This window comes from Pseudomonas sp. A-RE-22, from assembly GCF_019956035.1.
Classification (GTDB): Bacteria; Pseudomonadota; Gammaproteobacteria; order Pseudomonadales; family Pseudomonadaceae; genus Aquipseudomonas; species Aquipseudomonas brassicacearum.
Genome location: NZ_JAHBCZ010000011.1, coordinates 391,187 through 408,130, shown reverse-complemented (window position 1 = coordinate 408,130; position 16,944 = coordinate 391,187). Strand labels below are relative to the sequence as shown.

General features: G+C 61.2%; 16 protein-coding genes. 3 read left to right on the top strand and 13 right to left on the bottom strand.

The genetic code is table 11. From position 1 onward, the window contains the following. Positions 1 to 16 precede the first annotated feature (16 nt). Positions 17 to 1,531 (bottom strand): threonine ammonia-lyase, biosynthetic, encoded by a 1,515-nt coding sequence (ilvA, locus tag KGA89_RS08120; protein ID WP_223471170.1) that lies wholly within the window; start codon positions 1,529 to 1,531, stop codon positions 17 to 19. A gap of 137 nt (positions 1,532 to 1,668) precedes the next feature. Here ilvA and rpiA point away from each other — a divergent pair, with 137 nt between their 5' ends. Continuing rightward, a complete protein-coding gene (rpiA, locus tag KGA89_RS08115) occupies positions 1,669 to 2,343 on the top strand; it encodes a ribose-5-phosphate isomerase RpiA (protein ID WP_013692033.1) in 675 nt (224 codons plus the stop codon). A 157-nt stretch (positions 2,344 to 2,500) separates the two neighbouring features. Here rpiA and KGA89_RS08110 read toward each other — a convergent pair whose 3' ends face one another. From KGA89_RS08110 to KGA89_RS08095, 4 genes are all read right to left on the bottom strand, one after another. Further along, on the bottom strand, positions 2,501 to 3,415 hold the full coding sequence (locus tag KGA89_RS08110) for an SdiA-regulated domain-containing protein (protein WP_223471168.1): 915 nt from the start codon (positions 3,413 to 3,415) through the stop codon (positions 2,501 to 2,503). 121 nt (positions 3,416 to 3,536) lie between these two features. After that, on the bottom strand, positions 3,537 to 4,469 hold the full coding sequence (locus KGA89_RS08105; RefSeq protein WP_223471166.1) for an SdiA-regulated domain-containing protein: 933 nt from the start codon (positions 4,467 to 4,469) through the stop codon (positions 3,537 to 3,539). Between the two features lie 236 nt (positions 4,470 to 4,705). Further along, positions 4,706 to 5,371 (bottom strand): fumarylacetoacetate hydrolase family protein, encoded by a 666-nt coding sequence (locus KGA89_RS08100; RefSeq protein WP_223471164.1) that lies wholly within the window; start codon positions 5,369 to 5,371, stop codon positions 4,706 to 4,708. 42 nt (positions 5,372 to 5,413) lie between these two features. Continuing rightward, positions 5,414 to 6,808: an FAD-binding oxidoreductase gene (locus KGA89_RS08095; RefSeq protein WP_223471162.1), complete on the bottom strand. Its 1,395-nt coding sequence runs from the start codon at positions 6,806 to 6,808 to the stop codon at positions 5,414 to 5,416. A 205-nt stretch (positions 6,809 to 7,013) separates the two neighbouring features. On the opposite strand from KGA89_RS08095, the gene serA reads away from it, so the two are divergent. Beyond that, a complete protein-coding gene (serA, locus tag KGA89_RS08090) occupies positions 7,014 to 8,243 on the top strand; it encodes a phosphoglycerate dehydrogenase (RefSeq protein ID WP_003186856.1) in 1,230 nt (409 codons plus the stop codon). Between the two features lie 116 nt (positions 8,244 to 8,359). Here the strand turns inward: serA and KGA89_RS08085 are convergent, their stop codons facing one another. Continuing rightward, a complete protein-coding gene (locus KGA89_RS08085) occupies positions 8,360 to 8,785 on the bottom strand; it encodes a DUF4399 domain-containing protein (RefSeq protein WP_003196642.1) in 426 nt (141 codons plus the stop codon). A 133-nt stretch (positions 8,786 to 8,918) separates the two neighbouring features. Here KGA89_RS08085 and KGA89_RS08080 point away from each other — a divergent pair, with 133 nt between their 5' ends. Continuing rightward, a complete protein-coding gene (locus KGA89_RS08080) occupies positions 8,919 to 9,485 on the top strand; it encodes a transporter substrate-binding domain-containing protein (protein ID WP_223471159.1) in 567 nt (188 codons plus the stop codon). An 83-nt stretch (positions 9,486 to 9,568) separates the two neighbouring features. Here the strand turns inward: KGA89_RS08080 and KGA89_RS08075 are convergent, their stop codons facing one another. The 7 genes from KGA89_RS08075 to KGA89_RS08045 all read right to left on the bottom strand — a co-directional run bounded on the left by KGA89_RS08075 (position 9,569) and on the right by KGA89_RS08045 (position 16,723). Continuing rightward, the gene (locus KGA89_RS08075) at positions 9,569 to 10,198 is read right to left on the bottom strand and encodes a class I SAM-dependent methyltransferase (RefSeq protein WP_223471158.1); all 630 of its coding nucleotides are present in this window, start codon (positions 10,196 to 10,198) and stop codon (positions 9,569 to 9,571) included. Positions 10,199 to 10,299: 101 nt separating this feature from the next. Continuing rightward, positions 10,300 to 10,944 (bottom strand): methionine ABC transporter permease, encoded by a 645-nt coding sequence (locus KGA89_RS08070; protein ID WP_003196648.1) that lies wholly within the window; start codon positions 10,942 to 10,944, stop codon positions 10,300 to 10,302. After that, entirely contained in the window at positions 10,934 to 12,058 is a 1,125-nt protein-coding gene (locus KGA89_RS08065) for a methionine ABC transporter ATP-binding protein (RefSeq protein WP_013692036.1), read from the bottom strand. The genes KGA89_RS08070 and KGA89_RS08065 overlap by 11 nt, the downstream gene beginning before the upstream one ends. 1 nt (position 12,059) lies before the next feature. Continuing rightward, entirely contained in the window at positions 12,060 to 12,869 is an 810-nt protein-coding gene (locus KGA89_RS08060) for a MetQ/NlpA family ABC transporter substrate-binding protein (RefSeq protein WP_003196652.1), read from the bottom strand. Between the two features lie 37 nt (positions 12,870 to 12,906). Beyond that, on the bottom strand, positions 12,907 to 14,265 hold the full coding sequence (locus KGA89_RS08055) for an LLM class flavin-dependent oxidoreductase (protein ID WP_223471157.1): 1,359 nt from the start codon (positions 14,263 to 14,265) through the stop codon (positions 12,907 to 12,909). Then, entirely contained in the window at positions 14,265 to 15,458 is a 1,194-nt protein-coding gene (locus KGA89_RS08050; RefSeq protein ID WP_003196655.1) for an SfnB family sulfur acquisition oxidoreductase, read from the bottom strand. The genes KGA89_RS08055 and KGA89_RS08050 overlap by 1 nt, the downstream gene beginning before the upstream one ends. Positions 15,459 to 15,481: 23 nt before the next feature. Next, entirely contained in the window at positions 15,482 to 16,723 is a 1,242-nt protein-coding gene (locus KGA89_RS08045) for an SfnB family sulfur acquisition oxidoreductase (RefSeq protein WP_223471156.1), read from the bottom strand. Positions 16,724 to 16,944: the final 221 nt, after the last annotated feature.

The window sequence follows — 16,944 nt, the reverse complement described above, 5'->3', positions numbered from 1 at the left end:
GCCTAGCCCGGCTTTATCAACCCAGGAACAGTTGATAGGCCGGGTTATCGCTTTCATCCCAGTACGGGTAGCCGATTTCTTCCAGGGCGGCCGGCACCAGGTGGCGCTCATCGTGCGGCACCTGCAGCCCGGCGACTACACGGCCATCCGCCGCGCCATGGTTGCGGTAGTGGAACATCGAGATGTTCCAGCGCCCGCCCAGCTTGTTGAGGAAGTTGAACAGCGCACCCGGTCGTTCCGGGAATTCGAAGCGCAGTACCACTTCGTCGATGACATGTGCCGCATGTCCGCCGACCATGTGGCGAATGTGCAACTTGGCCAGTTCGTTGTCGGTCAGGTCCAGCACGGGGAAGCCTTGTTCGGTCAGGCTGGCGATCAGCGCGCTGCGCGGGTCGTTTTCCGGATGGGTCTGCACGCCGACGAAGATGTGCGCTTCGCTGCCGGTGTTGTAGCGATAGTTGAATTCGGTGATCTGGCGCTTGCCGACGGCTTCGCAGAACGCCTTGAAGCTGCCCGGTTTCTCGGGGATGGTCACGGCGATGATCGCTTCGCGGCCCTCGCCCAGTTCGGCGCGTTCGGCAACGTGGCGCAAGCGATCGAAATTGACGTTGGCGCCGGAGTCGATGGCCACCAGGGTCTGGCCGCTAATGCCTCGTGACTCGACGTACTTCTTGATCCCGGCCACGCCCAGGGCGCCGGCAGGTTCGGTGATCGAGCGGGTATCGTCGTAGATATCCTTGATGGCCGCGCAGATCTCGTCGGTGCTGACGGTGATGACTTCGTCCACGTAGTGCTTGCAGATATCGAAGGTGTGCTGGCCGATCTGCGCCACGGCGACGCCGTCGGCGAACAGCCCGACGGTCGGCAGGATTACGCGCTCGCCAGCGGCCATCGCCGCTTGCAGGCAATTGGAATCGTCCGGCTCGACGCCGATGATCTTGATGTCCGGGCGCAGGTATTTCACGTAGGCCGCGATCCCGGCAATCAGCCCGCCACCGCCCACCGGGACGAAGATCGCATCCAGGCGTCCCGGGTGCTGGCGCAGGATTTCCATCGCCACGGTGCCCTGCCCGGCAATGGTGTGGGGATCATCATACGGGTGGATGTAGACGTAGCCTTTTTCGTCGACCAGTTTCAGCGAATAGGCCAGGGCTTCGGGGAACGAGTCACCGTGCAGCACCACCTTGCCGCCACGTGAGCGCACGCCTTCGACCTTGATTTCCGGGGTGGTCTTGGGCATCACGATGGTGGCCTTGACGCCCAGCACCTTGGCCGCCAGGGCCAGGCCCTGGGCGTGGTTGCCTGCCGAAGCCGTGACCACGCCGCGTGCGCGCTCTTCGTCGCTGAGCTGGGTCAGCTTGTTGTAGGCCCCGCGAATCTTGAACGAGAACACCGGCTGCAAGTCTTCGCGCTTGAGCAAAATGCTGTTGCCCAGCCGCTCGGAGAGCTGGCGAGCGGTCTGCAGCGGGGTTTCTACGGCAACGTCGTAAACGCGCGAGGTGAGGATCTTTTTGACGTACTGTTCAAGCATCGGAAAGCATCACTGAGCGGGTTGGGCAGGGCCAAGGAGTCTAACCCGGCTTTTAGCTGGGCGACCACACGAATCCCAAGGTTTTGTTGGGTTATACTCGCGGCCCTCTTTACTTCCTGCCCGCTTTCGGAGCCCGCATGACCCAGGATCAACTCAAACAGGCCGTGGCCCAGGCCGCCGTCGACCTCATCCTCCCGAAGCTGGATGACAAGAGCGTCGTCGGGGTTGGCACCGGCTCTACGGCCAATTGCTTCATCGACGCGCTGGCGCAACACAAGGGCGCGTTCGACGGCGCGGTCGCCAGCTCCGAAGCAACCGCCGCGCGCCTCAAGGGCCACGGGATCCCGGTGTACGAGCTCAACACCGTGAGCGACCTGGAGTTCTACATCGACGGCGCCGACGAAAGCGACGCGCACCTGAACCTGATCAAGGGCGGTGGCGCGGCCCTGACTCGCGAGAAGATCGTCGCGGCCGTGGCCAAGACCTTCATCTGCATCGCCGACGCCAGCAAACTGGTGCCGGTGCTTGGCGCGTTCCCATTGCCAGTGGAAGTCATCCCGATGGCCCGCAGTCATGTGGCCCGCGAACTGGTGAAGCTGGGCGGCGACCCGGTGTATCGCGAAGGCGTGCTGACCGATAACGGCAACATCATCCTCGACGTGCACAACCTGCAGATCACCAACCCGGTGGAACTGGAAAGCCAGATCAACGCCATCGTGGGCGTGGTCACCAACGGTTTGTTCGCCGCGCGTCCGGCGGATGTGCTGCTGCTGGGGACCCCTGAAGGGGTGAAGACCCTGCGGGCTGAATAAACCGGGCGATCAGTTATTGGATTCAACACCGGACCCTGTGGGAGCGAGCTTGCTCGCGATGGCGGTATGTCAGTCGATACCTTCATGGCTGATACACCGCTATCGCGAGCAAGCTCGCTCCCACATTGGGTTTTTTTGGTAGTTCAGGGTAAGTGGATCAAGGTTGTGACTTCTTGAACACGTAGAACAGATTCGGCTCGCTCACCAGATACAGGTTGCCATCGTCGTCCATGGCGAGGCCTTCGGCCTGGGGCACGGTTTTTTGCAGGCCCTGGCGGCCCTTGCTCAACGACAGCGTGCTCAATGGCCGGCCGTCGATATCCAATTCGATAATCAACCGCGACTCCTCGGACAGCGCCAGTAAATGGCCGCTGCGTTCGTCGTATTGCAGGCTTGAGAGGTCGCGTACGAACAGCCCGGCATCGCGCTGGGGGTTGTTGATCACATGAACTGCATAGGACTTTTCCGGATTGTGGTGAGGAAACCCATGCACTTCATAAATCAGCATCGGGTCGCGTTCCTTCGCCACGAACAGGCGTTTGCCCACCGAATCGTAGGCCAGTCCTTCGAACCCCTTGTTGCCGCTCATATGCACGCCCAGGGTCATCTGTTCGGCTTCGGCGGCGTCGAGGAATTGGGTGTCGTCTTCCAGGCGAATCTTGATCAGCCGCTGCTGGCGCTCGTCGGTGATGACGTAGATGTCTTCGCTGATGAATTCCACCGCCTCCGGATCGCCAAAGCCGATCAGGGCAATGCGCCGCAGGATCTTGCCATCGAGTGACAGCTCGATCAGCTCGGAATTCTGGTTGGTAACTGTAAACAAGCTCTTGCGTACCGGATCGAACGTCAGCGCCGAAACGTCATCGTTCAAGCCTTCGATTACCTGTGCCTCGACTGTGACCTGGTATTGGTCCAGTGCGATGGCTTGCTCGTTGATGGGTTTGAAGAGGGTGTTGACGTTGAACCAGGCGCGCTCGAACAGGCGCAGGTGCTGGCCAGCGGCGATCAGGAAGATCAGCGCCAGCGTCAGCAGTATCAGGATCAAGGGTTTTGGGCGGGCGAGTCGACGCATGTCAGGGTGGGCTCGGATAAGAACAGGTGCGTGGAAATACCACGGCTGCCTGAACTGAAGCTTAATGGCTGTGTGCCACACCCTACAACGAAGGAAGATTTATCCCACAGAGTTAGTGCTGTCAGCGCTGTTTTTCGAAACGATAGAACAGATTCGGCTCGCTGACCATGTACATATTGCCGGCCTCATCGACGGTGACGCCTTCGGCACGAGGGATTGTGTCTTTCAAACCGTTGAAGCCGCCCAGCAAGGTCATGAAGCTGACCTGCTCGCCTTTTTCGTCCAGTTCCAGCAACAGATGGGAGTCGGCCGAAAGCACCAGCATGTGCCCGGTGCGCGGATCGATCGCCAGTGCCGAGAGGTTGCGCAGGTCCAGTTCATTGCTGACATGGATCTGCTTGTCGCCCTTGAGCGACTGGCTGCCATCGCTTTTCCAGGTGAACAGCGCTGGCGGGCGTTCCTCTCCGAGCACCAGTTGCTGGTTGCGTGGGTCCCAGACGATCGCTTCGAACCCTTTGTTCTGGTTCTTGGATGGGCCGAGATCATAGTGGGGGAAGTCGGCGTTGTTCAGTTCGCGGGTATCGACACCAACGTGGACGATGGTCAGCGTGTGATTGCGTTCGTCGGTGATCGCCAGCAGGCCGTTTTCCATATAAGCCACGCCCTCGGGGTTGCTCCAACCCACCAACGGCATCTTGCGCAGCACATCGCCTTGCAGGGTCAGTTCCACCAGGAACGGGTTTTTGCCCATGACGGCGAACAGGGTCTTGGTCTGCGGGTTGTAGGTCACGTCAGACGCCTCGTCCTTCTCCATGCCGGGTAGTGGCTTGGCGTCGATCACGGCGCGGTAGTCTGGCAGCCAGATGCTCGCCTGGCGCTCGGCTGGGCTCTGGAAGCGTTCCGATAGCCAAAGCAGGCCGCGGTCGTCCCAATGCATCGCAAACGCCAGGCCATAGGCAGCGGCCACCGCCAGCAGCGACCAGGCATACCAGGGCAGGGCGAAGCGGGAGCGGCGGGCAGGTTTGGTGGCGGACAGTGCTTGGGGTTTGGCCATCGGGGAATGCGTTCCAGAAAATTCGGCTAGGGGAGTGGCTGGCTCAGATGCCGCATTCCCAGGAATTATCCGGATGGCATGTGAAAAAAACGATAAATGATGGGGTGGAACTCAACCCATCCCCTGTGGGAGCCGAGCTTGCTCGCGATAGCGGTGTATCAGCCAACATCAATGCTGGATGTGATGGCCTCATCGCGAGCAAGCTCGCTCCCACAGGGGGGGCGCAGGTGTAGCCGTTAACGAACGCTGCCTTCGAAGCGGCTCGCCCCCGGCAACTCCAGTACCAGTTCATCGCCTGCATTCAGCGGCCCGACGCCCGCCGGGGTGCCGGTGAGGATCACGTCGCCGGCCTGCAGCGAGAAGCAGCCGGCCATGTATTGGATCATCGGCACGATGGGGTTGAGCATCAGGCTGCTGTTGCCGTCCTGGCGCACTTCACCGTTGATGGTCAGGCGAACGGGGATGTCGGCCAGGTCGGCAAAGGTGCCGCTCGACACGAACGGTGCGAGCACCGCCGCGCCGTCGAAGGACTTGGCCACTTCCCACGGCAGGCCCTTGGCCTTGAGTTCGGCCTGCTTGTCCCGCAGGGTCAGGTCCAGGGCCGGGGCGAAGCCGGAGATCGCGTCCAGTACTTCTTCAACGCTGGGCTTGGTGGACAGCGGCTTGCCGATCAGCACGGCGATTTCCGCCTCGTAGTGCACCGAGCCACGGTCGGCAGGAATGCTGAAACCGCCTTCCAGCGGTACCACGCAACTGCCCGGCTTGATGAACAGCAAGGGTTCGGTGGGCACCGGGTTATCCAGTTCCTTTGCATGTTCGGCGTAGTTACGGCCAATGCACACCACTTTCCCTACCGGGAAATGAATACGTGTACCGTCGACATACTGGTGCTGATAGCTCATTACCGACTCCTGCTTCTGGGATTCATCAGGTGTTTTTAGGCGTCAAATCGCGAAAATCTTGCCCGGGTTCATGATGCCGTTCGGGTCGAATACCGCCTTCACCGCTTTCATGTACTCGATTTCCACAGGTGAACGACTATAGGTCAGGTAGTCGCGCTTGGTCATGCCCACGCCGTGTTCGGCGGAAATCGAGCCGTTGTACTTCTCGACGGTTTCAAAGACCCATTTGTTCACGGTCGCGCATTTGGCGAAGAACTCATCCTTGCTCAGGTTTTCCGGCTTGAGGATGTTCAAGTGCAAGTTGCCGTCGCCGATGTGGCCGAACCAGACAATTTCGAAGTCCGGGTAGTGTTCGCCGACGATTGCGTCGATTTCCCGCAAGAAACCCGGAACCTTGGAGACGGTTACCGAGATGTCGTTCTTGTACGGCGTCCAGTGGGAGATGGTTTCGGAGATGTATTCGCGCAGCTTCCACAGGTTCTGCAGTTGGGTTTCGCTCTGGCTCATCACGCCATCCAGCACCCAGCCTTGCTCCACGCAATGCTCGAAGGTTTCCAGGGCGTGGTTGGCGACTTCCTCCGTGGTGGCTTCGAATTCCAGCAGGGCGTAGAACGGGCACTCGGTTTCGAACGGTGCCGGCACGTCGCCGCGACCGAGGACCTTGGCCAGGGCCTTGTCGGAGAAAAACTCGAAGGCGGTCAGGTCCAGCTTGCCCTGGAAGGCGTGCAGCACCGGCATGATCGAATCGAAGTCCGGCGTGCCGAGCACCATGGCGGTGAGGTTTTTCGGCGCACGGTCCAGGCGCATGGTGGCTTCGACCACGAAGCCCAGGGTGCCCTCGGCGCCGATGAACAACTGCCGCAAGTCGTAGCCGGTGGCGTTCTTGATCAGGTCCTTGTTCAGCTCCAGCAGGTCACCCTTGCCGGTGACGACCTTCATGCCCGCCACCCAGTTGCGGGTCATGCCGTAGCGAATGACCTTGATCCCGCCGGCATTGGTGCCGATATTGCCGCCAATCTGGCTGGAACCGGCCGAAGCGAAGTCTACCGGGTAGTAGAGGCCGTGTTCTTCGGCCTTGTTCTGCAGTTGTTCGGTGACCACGCCAGGCTGGCAGACCGCGGTGCGGTCGGTGAGGTTCACGTCGAGCACCTGGTTCATGTAGTCGAACGACACGACCACTTCGCCGTTGGCCGCCACGGCTGCGGCGGAAAGCCCGGTACGTCCGCCCGATGGCACCAGCGCGATTTTGTGCGCGTTGGCCCAGCGCACGATGGCCTGGACCTGTTCGGTGGTCTTGGGGAAGACGATGGCCGAAGGTGCAGGGGCAAAATGCTTGGTCCAATCCTTGCCGTAAGCGTTCAGGGAGTCGGCATCGGTCAAGACCTTGCCAGGCTCAACCAGGGTCTTCAGCTCATCTATCACGGCAGGATTGGTCATCGACAGAACTCTCGAACAATTCATGGTCATCCTGAGAACGCTTCACGTCGCAGGAATGAGTGTTTAGCGGGGTGCATATGCTAGCATACCGACCCCGCAGCGTAGTGCCCAACGGCTGTTCTGCGGCGACGGCTGTCACGCCGGTCGGGCCAGCATGCGCTGTCCGATTCCCTGCCATTTTTCTCCGGGACACAGGTTTACGCAGATGAGCAAGACTTCTCTCGATAAGAGCAAGATCAAGTTCCTTCTTCTCGAAGGCGTCCACCAATCGGCTGTCGACGTCCTCAAGTCGGCGGGCTACACCAGCATCGAGTACATCACCAGTTCTCTGCCGGAAGCCCAGCTCAAGGAAAAGATCGCCGATGCTCACTTCATCGGCATTCGCTCCCGTACCCAATTGACCGAAGAGATCTTCGACCACGCCAAGAAACTGGTGGCGGTCGGCTGCTTCTGCATCGGCACCAACCAGGTTGACCTCAATGCGGCGCGCGAGCGCGGTATCGCGGTGTTCAACGCGCCGTACTCCAACACCCGTTCCGTTGCCGAACTGGTGCTGGCCGAAGCGATCCTGCTGCTGCGCGGCATCCCTGAGAAGAACGCTTCCTGCCACCGTGGTGGCTGGATCAAGAGCGCGGCCAACTCCTTCGAAATCCGCGGCAAGAAGCTGGGTATCGTTGGCTACGGCTCGATCGGCACCCAGTTGTCGGTATTGGCTGAAGGCCTTGGCATGCAGGTGTTCTTCTACGACACCGTGACCAAGCTGCCGCTGGGCAACGCTACCCAGGTCAACAACCTGCACGAGTTGCTGGGCATGTCCGACATCGTGACCCTGCACGTCCCGGAAACCGCTGCCACCCAGTGGATGATCGGCGAGAAGGAAATCCGTGCCATCAAGAAGGGCGGGATCCTGATCAACGCCGCGCGTGGCACCGTGGTCAAGCTCGACGCCCTGGCCGACGCGATCAAGGACAAGCACCTGATCGGCGCCGCCATCGACGTGTTCCCGGTGGAGCCACGCTCCAACGACGACATCTTCGAAAGCCCGCTGCGTGGCCTGGACAACGTGATCCTTACTCCGCACATCGGCGGTTCCACCGCTGAAGCCCAGGCCAACATCGGCCTGGAAGTGGCGGAAAAACTGGTCAAGTACAGCGACAACGGTACCTCGGTATCGTCCGTGAACTTCCCGGAAGTGGCTCTGCCGGCACACCCTGGCAAGCACCGTTTGCTGCACATCCACGAAAACATCCCGGGTGTGATGAGCGAGATCAACAAGGTCTTCGCCGAAAACGGCATCAACATTTCCGGTCAGTTCCTGCAGACCAACGAGAAAGTCGGCTACGTCGTGATCGACGTCGACGCCGAATACTCGGATCTGGCGCAAGAGAAGCTGCAGCACATCAACGGCACCATTCGTTGCCGCGTGTTGTTCTAAGCAGGCCTGGCTTGCAATTAAAAACGGGAGCCCCGAAAGGGCTCCCGTTTTTTATTGCCTGACACCGGGGGCAACATGAAACCCACAGGTGTTTGTGTTGCGTCAGCCGGTGCGTGTTATTTCACGTTGACAGTGATTTTCTCGGACACGATCGACGGATCGAACGGCATATGGCCGGTGTCGCCCAGGATCAATTGCAAGGTGTGCTTGCCCGGGGTCAGTTTGATGGTGGCCTGGGTTTGTGCCTTGCCGAAGTGCATGTGGTTGGCGTCGTTTGGAATCGGCGCGCCGGCGGCAGGCAGTTTGTCGACATCGATCAGCAAATGGTGGTGCCCGGTGTTTTTGGTCATATCGCCGGCCGGAGCCAGGGAGATATCCTTGACGCCGAACTTGACCGTGAATTCCTGGGCGACGGTGGCGCCGTCTGCCGGGGAAACGATGAACACTTCTGCACCTTTGGGCGCCGGGGTCGCGGCGGTTGCCAGCATCGAAGCGCCCAGTAACAGGCCGGTCAACGCGGCACGAGACATAAAGCTTTTCATTTTTTTCTCCAGTTTTTCCATGAAATCCGCCTGGCCATGACAACTTCATGACCAATCGTTGTCGAAGCCTGCAACAACCATAGCAAAGCGAGCCTGAAACGAGCGTCGCTTGTATAAATACAAAGGAGTGACCATGCGCTTTCTGCCTGGCCTGATTTGCCTGCTACCCCTTTTGAGTTCCCTGGCTCATGCCGAACTGATCGATGACATCAATGACCGTGGCGAACTGCGCATTGCCCTCGAGGCCAACACCGCGCCCTTCAACTTCAAGGAAGACGGCAAACTCACTGGTTTCGAAGTGGAACTGGGCGAAATGCTTGCCAGTGAGCTCGATGTACGCCCCGACTTCGTGGTCACCGATGCCGGCGACCTGATGAGCGGGGTGGAGAGCGGCAAGTACGACGTCGCCATCAACCACATAGCAATGACCCCGGAACTGGCGGAACGTTTCGACACCAGCGCCGTTTACAGCCATCCGGATGCACAACTGCTGGCGAGCAAGGATGAGACGCCACGCCCGTTGGTCATGGCGCAGTCATTCCAGCCAGAAAAAAAGAGCGAGCCGGCGCCGAGCCTGGTGATTCCGTTCCAGAAGGGCAACCCGGCGTTCAAGGCCAGCCTGGACAACGCCCTGGCGCGTATCAAGGATGACGGGCGGTTGGAGAAGTTGTCGCAGAAGTGGTTGGGTAAGCAGGAGTGAAGCCTTTCAGGCGATGAGGCCATGGCGCTTCATTGGCCAATACACCGCCATCGCGAGCAAGCTCGCGATGGCGTCTTCAAATGTTAAGCAGGTTTACGCCAGACACTCGCCAACCAAGGCTGTTGCTCCCGCGGCAGCCCAGCCGGTCGGTAGTAATGCTCCAGTTCCACGAAGCCTGCGTCGCCAAGCAACGTGCGCCAGGCCGCGAGGTCGTGGTAGGCGCCGAAGCGCTGGCCGTTCCAGCCCTCCTGGTTTTCGCCTCGCGGGTTTGAGCTGAACAGCGCGCCGCCGGGCTTGAGCGTGGCGTGCAGTTGCTTGAGCACTCGAGGCAGTTCCTGGACGGGCACATGAAACAGCACCGCGTTGGCGAAAATCCCGTCAAAGCGCTCGGCCGGCAGGTCGAGTTCCAGGAAGTCCTGTTGCCACACTTCACAGCCGCTGTCCTGGCGCGCCATCCGGGCAAACTTTTCTGAACCGTCGAGGCCGACCGCGACATGACCCATGGCCGTGAATGTGCGCAGGTCGCGCCCCGGGCCGCAGCCCAAATCCAGGATGTGCAGCGGTGCCTCGCCCTGGAGATGGCGCAGCAAGGCGTCGATGTTCTGGCTGACATCGTGATCGCGGGTGCCTTCGCGAAAGCTTTCTGCCACGGCGTTGTAATGGCCCAGGGTCGTGGCGGTGATGGCGTGCAGGTCTTCGGTGGTGTGTTTCATGATTGGGGCTTGAGTGAGGAGCGTCAGGTGACTATACCGCAAGCCCGCTGGTCTGCCTGTGGGAGCAAGCTTTGCTCCCACAGGTCAACTGCTCCCCCCGGTCAGCGCTTGTTCAAGCCGCGTGCCAGGCGGTCGCCACCCAACTGGATCACTGCCACCAGCGCCACCAGCAACACGATCACCGTGAGCATGATCTGGCTGTCGAATCGCTGGTAGCCGTACCGGTAGGCGATGTCGCCCAGGCCGCCGGCACCGATCGCTCCGGCCATGGCCGAAGAGTTGATCATGGTCACCAAGGTGATGGTAAAACCGCCGACGATGCCCGGCAGCGCTTCGGGCAGCAATACATGCCAGACAATGTGCCAGCGTCGGCAACCCATGGCCTGGGCCGCTTCGATCAGACCATGGTCAACCTCCCGCAGGCTGACTTCGGCGATGCGGGCAAAGAACGGTGTGGCGGCGATGGTCAGCGGTACTACCGCTGCCCACACGCCATAGGTGGTACCGACGATCAGCCGGGTGAACGGGATCAACGCCACCATCAGAATCAGGAACGGTATCGAGCGGAACAGGTTCACGAACGCGCCCAGGGCTCGGTTCAAGACCGGCGCTTCATAGATCCCGCCCTTGCCGCTGGTCACCAGGATCACCGCCAGCGGGATGCCCGCCAACAACGCGATCAGCGACGACACGCCGACCATCAGGAACGTGTCGATGAAACCCTGCAACAGCCGATCAAACCACATAACCCAGCACCTCTACCCGTTGCGCCCAATTGCCCGCCCGTTGCCGCAGTTCCTCGGCGCCCCACGACGAACCGCTCACGGCCAGTAGCAATTGCCCCAGCCCGTGGCCCTGAATTCGCTCGATGCCGCCGTGCAGCAGTCGCACCCGTCCACCGAGGGCGCTGAACAAAGCGGCGAGATCCGGCTCTTCACGATCTATGCCGGTGAATTGCAGGCGCAGCACAATGGCGGCATCCGCCGATGCCGGCTGCGTCTGCAAGCGGTTTTGCAGTTCTTCCGGTATCGCGTGTTGCAACGGTGCCAGCAGTGTTCGACTGACCTCGTGTTGCGGGTTGCCAAACACTTCCCAGACCGGCCCCTGCTCGACGATCCGCCCTTGCTCAAGCACCACGACCCGGTCGCAGACTTCGCGAATCACCGCCATTTCATGGGTGATCAACACGATGGTCAGGCCCAACCGCTGGTTGATTTCGCGCAGCAGGCCGAGGATCGATTGTGTGGTCTCCGGGTCCAGGGCCGAGGTGGCTTCATCGCACAACAAAATCTGCGGGTCATGCACCAGTGCCCGGGCAATCCCCACCCGCTGTTTCTGCCCGCCCGAAAGTTGCGCCGGATAGGCCTTGTGCTTGCCTTGCAGGCCGACCAGTTCCAGCAGCTCGCGAACTTTGCGCTGGCGTTGCTCCTTGGGCACGCCGGCGACTTTCAGCGGCAGCTCAACGTTCTGCCACACGGTCTTGGCCGACATCAGGTTGAAGTGCTGGAAGATCATGCCGATGCGCCGACGCAGTTCCACCAGGCGGTCTTCATCGAACTCGCCGATGTCTATCTGATCGATCAACACCCGGCCACTGGTGGGTTGTTCGAGGCGGTTGATGGTGCGGATCAGCGACGACTTGCCGGCGCCGCTGCGGCCGATGATGCCGAACACCTCGCCGCGCTGGATCGCCAGGTCGATGCCTTGCAGCGCGGCCACCGGACCCTGGGCACCGTTATAGGTCTTGCCCAGGCCGATGAAGCGCACATGGGCACGGTTGAGCTCCGGATGCAGTTCGGTGTGTTCGGCGCTCTGGGGCGTGGGGGCTTCGTGTCGGAGTCGAGCGTTGACGGCGTTCATGTCAGCCTTCCCAACCGGCTTGGTAGAGCTTGCCGTGGGCCTTGTCCAGGGCGGCGCGCACGGCTGGCGAGTGTTGGTAGATGTCGACGAACTTGATCAGCCGTGGATCGTTTTTGCTCTTGGGCTGGATCACGAACTGAATCACGTATTCCTTGTGATCGAGGCCGTCGAACAGCAAGGCGGAGCTGGCGTCGAAGGTCTTGGCCAGGCGGATGTAGGCGGGATAACCCTGCACCAGGTCGGCGTCTTCATAAGCGCGCACCAACTGCACGGCTTCGACCTGCAGGATCTTGAGCTTCTTCGGGTTGGCGACGATGTCGTCTTCGGTGGCCTTGTAGCCGACGCCCGGCTTGAGGCTGATCAGTCCGGCCTTGGCCAACAGTTGCAGGCCGCGACCGCTGTTGATCGGGTCGTTGGCAATGGCGACGCTGGCACCTTCTGGCAGTTCGTCGAAGCTTTTGTATTTTTTCGAATAGAGGCCGACGTTGTTGATGATCCCCGGCGCAAAGGGCACCAGGTCGAACCCGGCTGCGGCCTTGGCATTTTCCAGGAACGGGATGTGCTGGAAGTAATTCACGTCGATATCGCCAGAGGCCAGGCTGACGTTGGGCGCGATCCAATCGCTGAACTCCACCAGCTCGACCTTCAAGCCTTGCTTGCCGGCTTCTTCGACGGCCGCTTCCAGGGGAATGGCGAACGCGGCGGTGGTGCCGATTTTCAACGGCGCATCGGCGGCAAACAGCGCCGAGCTGAACAGGCCGAGGGCCAGGGCCAGGGTTTTGACTGGCAGGGTCAGGAAGTGCTTGGTCATGTCGGGTATTCCAGTCATTAGTGGATAAGTCACAGGGTCAGTGCCGGTAGGTCGAGCCAGTGTGTTGTTCGGGTAGATGAGCTTCTGCGTGAAACAGTTTTTCGCGCAGGGTGCCGTTGTCGTATTCGGTCTTGTACGAGCCCCGTCGCTGCAACTCGGGGATCACCAGGTCGATGAAGTCCACGTAGCTTTGCGGCGTGACGATGCGGGTCAGGTTGAAGCCATCGAGGCCGGTTTCGGCGATCCAGGACTCCAGCTCGTCGGCCACTTGTTCGGGCGAACCGACCACCGTGATGTAGCGACCGCCCAGGGCGTGTTGCTCGAGCAATTTGCGCCGGGTCCAGTCGTTGTTCTGCAAGGTCTTGGTGGCGGACTGGATAGCGTTGCTCTTGACGTACTGGATCGGTTCGTCCAGTTCGTACTGGGAAAAATCGATGCCCGTCGACGCGGAAAAATGCGCCACGCCGGCCTCGGCGCTGGCGTAGCTCAGGTACTCGGCATGCTTGGCCCAGGCGGCCGCTTCGGTCTCGCCGACGATCACGTTCAGGCCCATGAACACCTTGATGTCCCCGGGGTTGCGCCCGGCCTCTACGGCGCTGGCGCGGACCTTGTCCACCTGGGCCTTGGTCGCCGGTTTGTTCTGGCCGCTGATGAACACGCACTCGGCATGCCGTCCGGCGAACAGCAGGCCGCGCTCGGAGCTGCCGGCCTGGAACAGCACCGGTGTGCGCTGGGGCGAGGGTTCGCACAGGTGATAGCCCTCGACCTGGTAGAACTCGCCCTGGTGCCGGACCTTGTGCACTTTTTCCGGCCGGGCATAGATCCGCTGCACGCGGTCATTGAGCACTGCGTCGTTTTCCCAACTGCCCTCCCACAGTTTGTAGAGCACTTGCAGGTATTCGTCGGCCTGGTCGTAGCGGCGGTCATGCTCGACTTGCGCGGTCAGGCCCATGGCCTTGGCGGCGCTGTCCAGGTAGCCGGTGACGATGTTCCAGCCGACCCGGCCGCGACTCAGGTGGTCGAGGGTGCTCATGCGTCGGGCGAACAGGTAGGGCGGTTCGTAGGTCAGGTTGGCGGTGAGACCGAAACCGAGGTTTTTCGTCAGGGCGGCCATCGCGGACACCAGCAGCAACGGGTCGTTGACCGGCAGCTGGATCGACTCCTTGAGCGTGACGTCCACCGACTGTTGGTACACGTCATAGACCCCGACGATGTCGGCGATGAACAACCCGTCGAACAATCCGCGCTCGAGCAATTGCGCCAGGGCGGTCCAGTATTCGATCGTATTGAACTGGGTCGACGTGTCCTGGGGATGGGTCCACAGGCCGTGATTGATGTGCCCGATGCAGTTCATGTTGAACGCGTTGAGCAGGATCTTTTTCTTGCCGGCCGCCATCAGATGGTCCCCCGCAGCGGCGGTTTTTCATCGTTGAGGTAGAAGTTGCCCACCGCGTGGTATTTCCAGCGCACCGGGTCATGCAGGGTGTGCACCCGGGCGTTGCGCCAGTGGCGGTCGAGGCCATGTTCGGCCAGGGTCGCCTGGCTGCCGGCCAACTCGAACAGCGTGCTGCCGGCGGCCAGGGAAATCTCGGTGCTGATGGCGCGGGCTTCGGCCACGGCAATCGAGGCAGCGGCGACTGTGTCGGCCCGGGTGTCGGCCTGTGCTCGGTCGAGAAACTCACCAGCGCGCTCCAAGAGGGCTTCGGCGGCGTGCAGGCGGATGCTCAGTTGGCCGAAACTCTTGAGGGTGTGCGGGTCTTCTGTGGCGACGTCGCTGGTGGCGTCGATCCAGGGGCGGGTTTTATTGCGGACAAAATGCAGGGCGTCTTCGTAGGCGGCGCGGGCGATGCCGGTGTCGATGGCGGCGTGAAGAATCTGCGCCAGCGGCCCTACCGGTGTGGGGCGTTCGAAGGCGCTCTGGAAGGGCACGATGTCGGCGGCGGCGACATACACGTCTTCGAACACCACCGAACCACTGCCCGTGGTGCGCTGGCCAAAACCGCTCCAGTCGTCGATCACCGTCAGGCCTTGGCTGCTGCGAGGGACGAACGCCAGTTGTTGCACGCCGTTTTCGTCCACCACCGATGTGGGGATGCGCTGGGCGTAGATCGCGCCCGTGGCGTAGAACTTGCGACCGTTGATGCGATAGCCCTCGCCGTCGCGGCGCAGTTGGGTGATGCGGTCATGGGCAGTCTTGGTGCCAAGTTCGGCCAGGGCATTACCAAAGCGCTGGCCGGCGAGTACTTCGGCGTACAAGCGTTGTCTTTGCGCTTCAGTGCCGTTTACCCGCAGCACTTCCAGGGCATAGAAATGATTTTGCGGAATTTGCCCCAGCGAGCCGTCGGCCTGAGAAATCAGCGCGATGACTTTGGCCAGGGTGACGTTGGAAACACCGGCGCCGCCATAGGCCTTGGGCACGCTGATGCCCCACAGGCCCGAGCGGGAGAAGGCCTCCAGTTCCGGGTACGGCAGGCGGCGCTCGCGGTCGCGCAGGGCGCTGTCGCGCTTGAAGTCATCGGCCAGGTCGCTGGCTACGATCAGGGCTTGTTCATCGCTGGTGATCACCGCGACGTGTTGAGAAAACGTCATGTACTGCTCCAGAGGTCGGGTCGTCAGATCCAGGAATGGCGGGCCGGCAAGGTGCCGTTCAGGTGGTAGGCGCCTACCGCGTGATACTTCCAGCGCACCGGGTCGTGCAGGGTGTGGACCCGTGCGTTGCGCCAGTGGCGATCGAGGTTGAATTCGGCGAGGGTGGCGCGGCTGCCGGCCAGCTCGAAGAGTTTTTCACTGGCTTGCAGGGCGATCTCGGTGGTGAGCACTTTGGCCTCGGCCACGGCAATCGAGGCGCGGGCGGCCGATTGCGCCGTGATGGGGGCGGCACTGACCTGGTCCAACACCTGTCCGGCCTTGCGCAGCAAGGCTTCGGCGGCGTGCAGTTCGATTTTCAGTTTGCCAATGTCGGCGATCACGTAGAGGTCGTCACTGGCTCGGTCGACCTTGGCATCGATCCAGGGCCGGGCCCGTTCACGGACGAAGGCGATGGCGTCGTCGATGGCGCCACGGGCGATACCCGCATCGATGGCGGCCTGGATCAGTTGGGAAATCGCGCCTTGCACGCCGGGTGTTTCGTTGATGCGCCAGTTATCCAGCACCAAGTCGGCATCCACCCGCACATTGTTCAGCAGCACGGTACCGCTGGCGGTGGTGCGCTGGCCGAACCCCGACCAGTCGTCGACGATCCGCAGGCCCGGGGTGCCGCGCCGCACGAATGCCAGCACCTGCCGGCCCTCGTCATTCAGCGCCTTGACCGCGACCCAATGGGCAAACAGCGCGCCGGTGGAATAGAACTTCTGGCCGTTGATGACAAACCCGTCACCGTCGGCGGTGATCCGAGCCTTGAGCTCAAGGGTATTGCGAGTACCGCGTTCCGGACCGGCGTTGCCGATGCGCCAGCCTTCAAGCACGCTCTGCAAGAGGATTTTTTTCTGCCGTTCGGTGCCGGTGCCGAGAATCAGCTGGAGTACGCCGAACTGGTTTTGCGGGATCTGCCCGAGGGCCGGGTCAGCGGCGGAAATGATTGCGAAGACGTCGGCCAGGGTGACGAACGAAACCTGTGGGCCGCCGTATGCCCGGGGGATGGCGATGCTGCCCAATCCGCTGCGGGTGAATTGCTCGATTTCTGCCCAGGGCAGCTTGCGTTGCTGGTCACGACGGGCGGCCTGCTGACGGGCGACCTGCGCCAGTTCATGGGCAGCTTTGATGGCCTCGGTATCGTTGCGCAACACCTGTGCGGGCAACAACAGCGGTGCGATGTCCAGGTCGCTCTGGACTTTTGCTTGCGCCAGATCCGACATTACAGCCACTCCGTGGCTGCAGGCAGTGTCTTGGCGTACTGCACTGTGGTGATTGTGTTTCGTTCCATACCCACCTCACATCTCAAGAAACGCCGCGATGAATGCGGCGAGCGAAAATCAAGAATGTCCGGTGGTCCGGTGCATATACCCTAAGCGTGTATAAATTATTTTTGAACTAACTTTTAGGAATATGTATAGGTTGGATTTAAATGGGCGGCTGT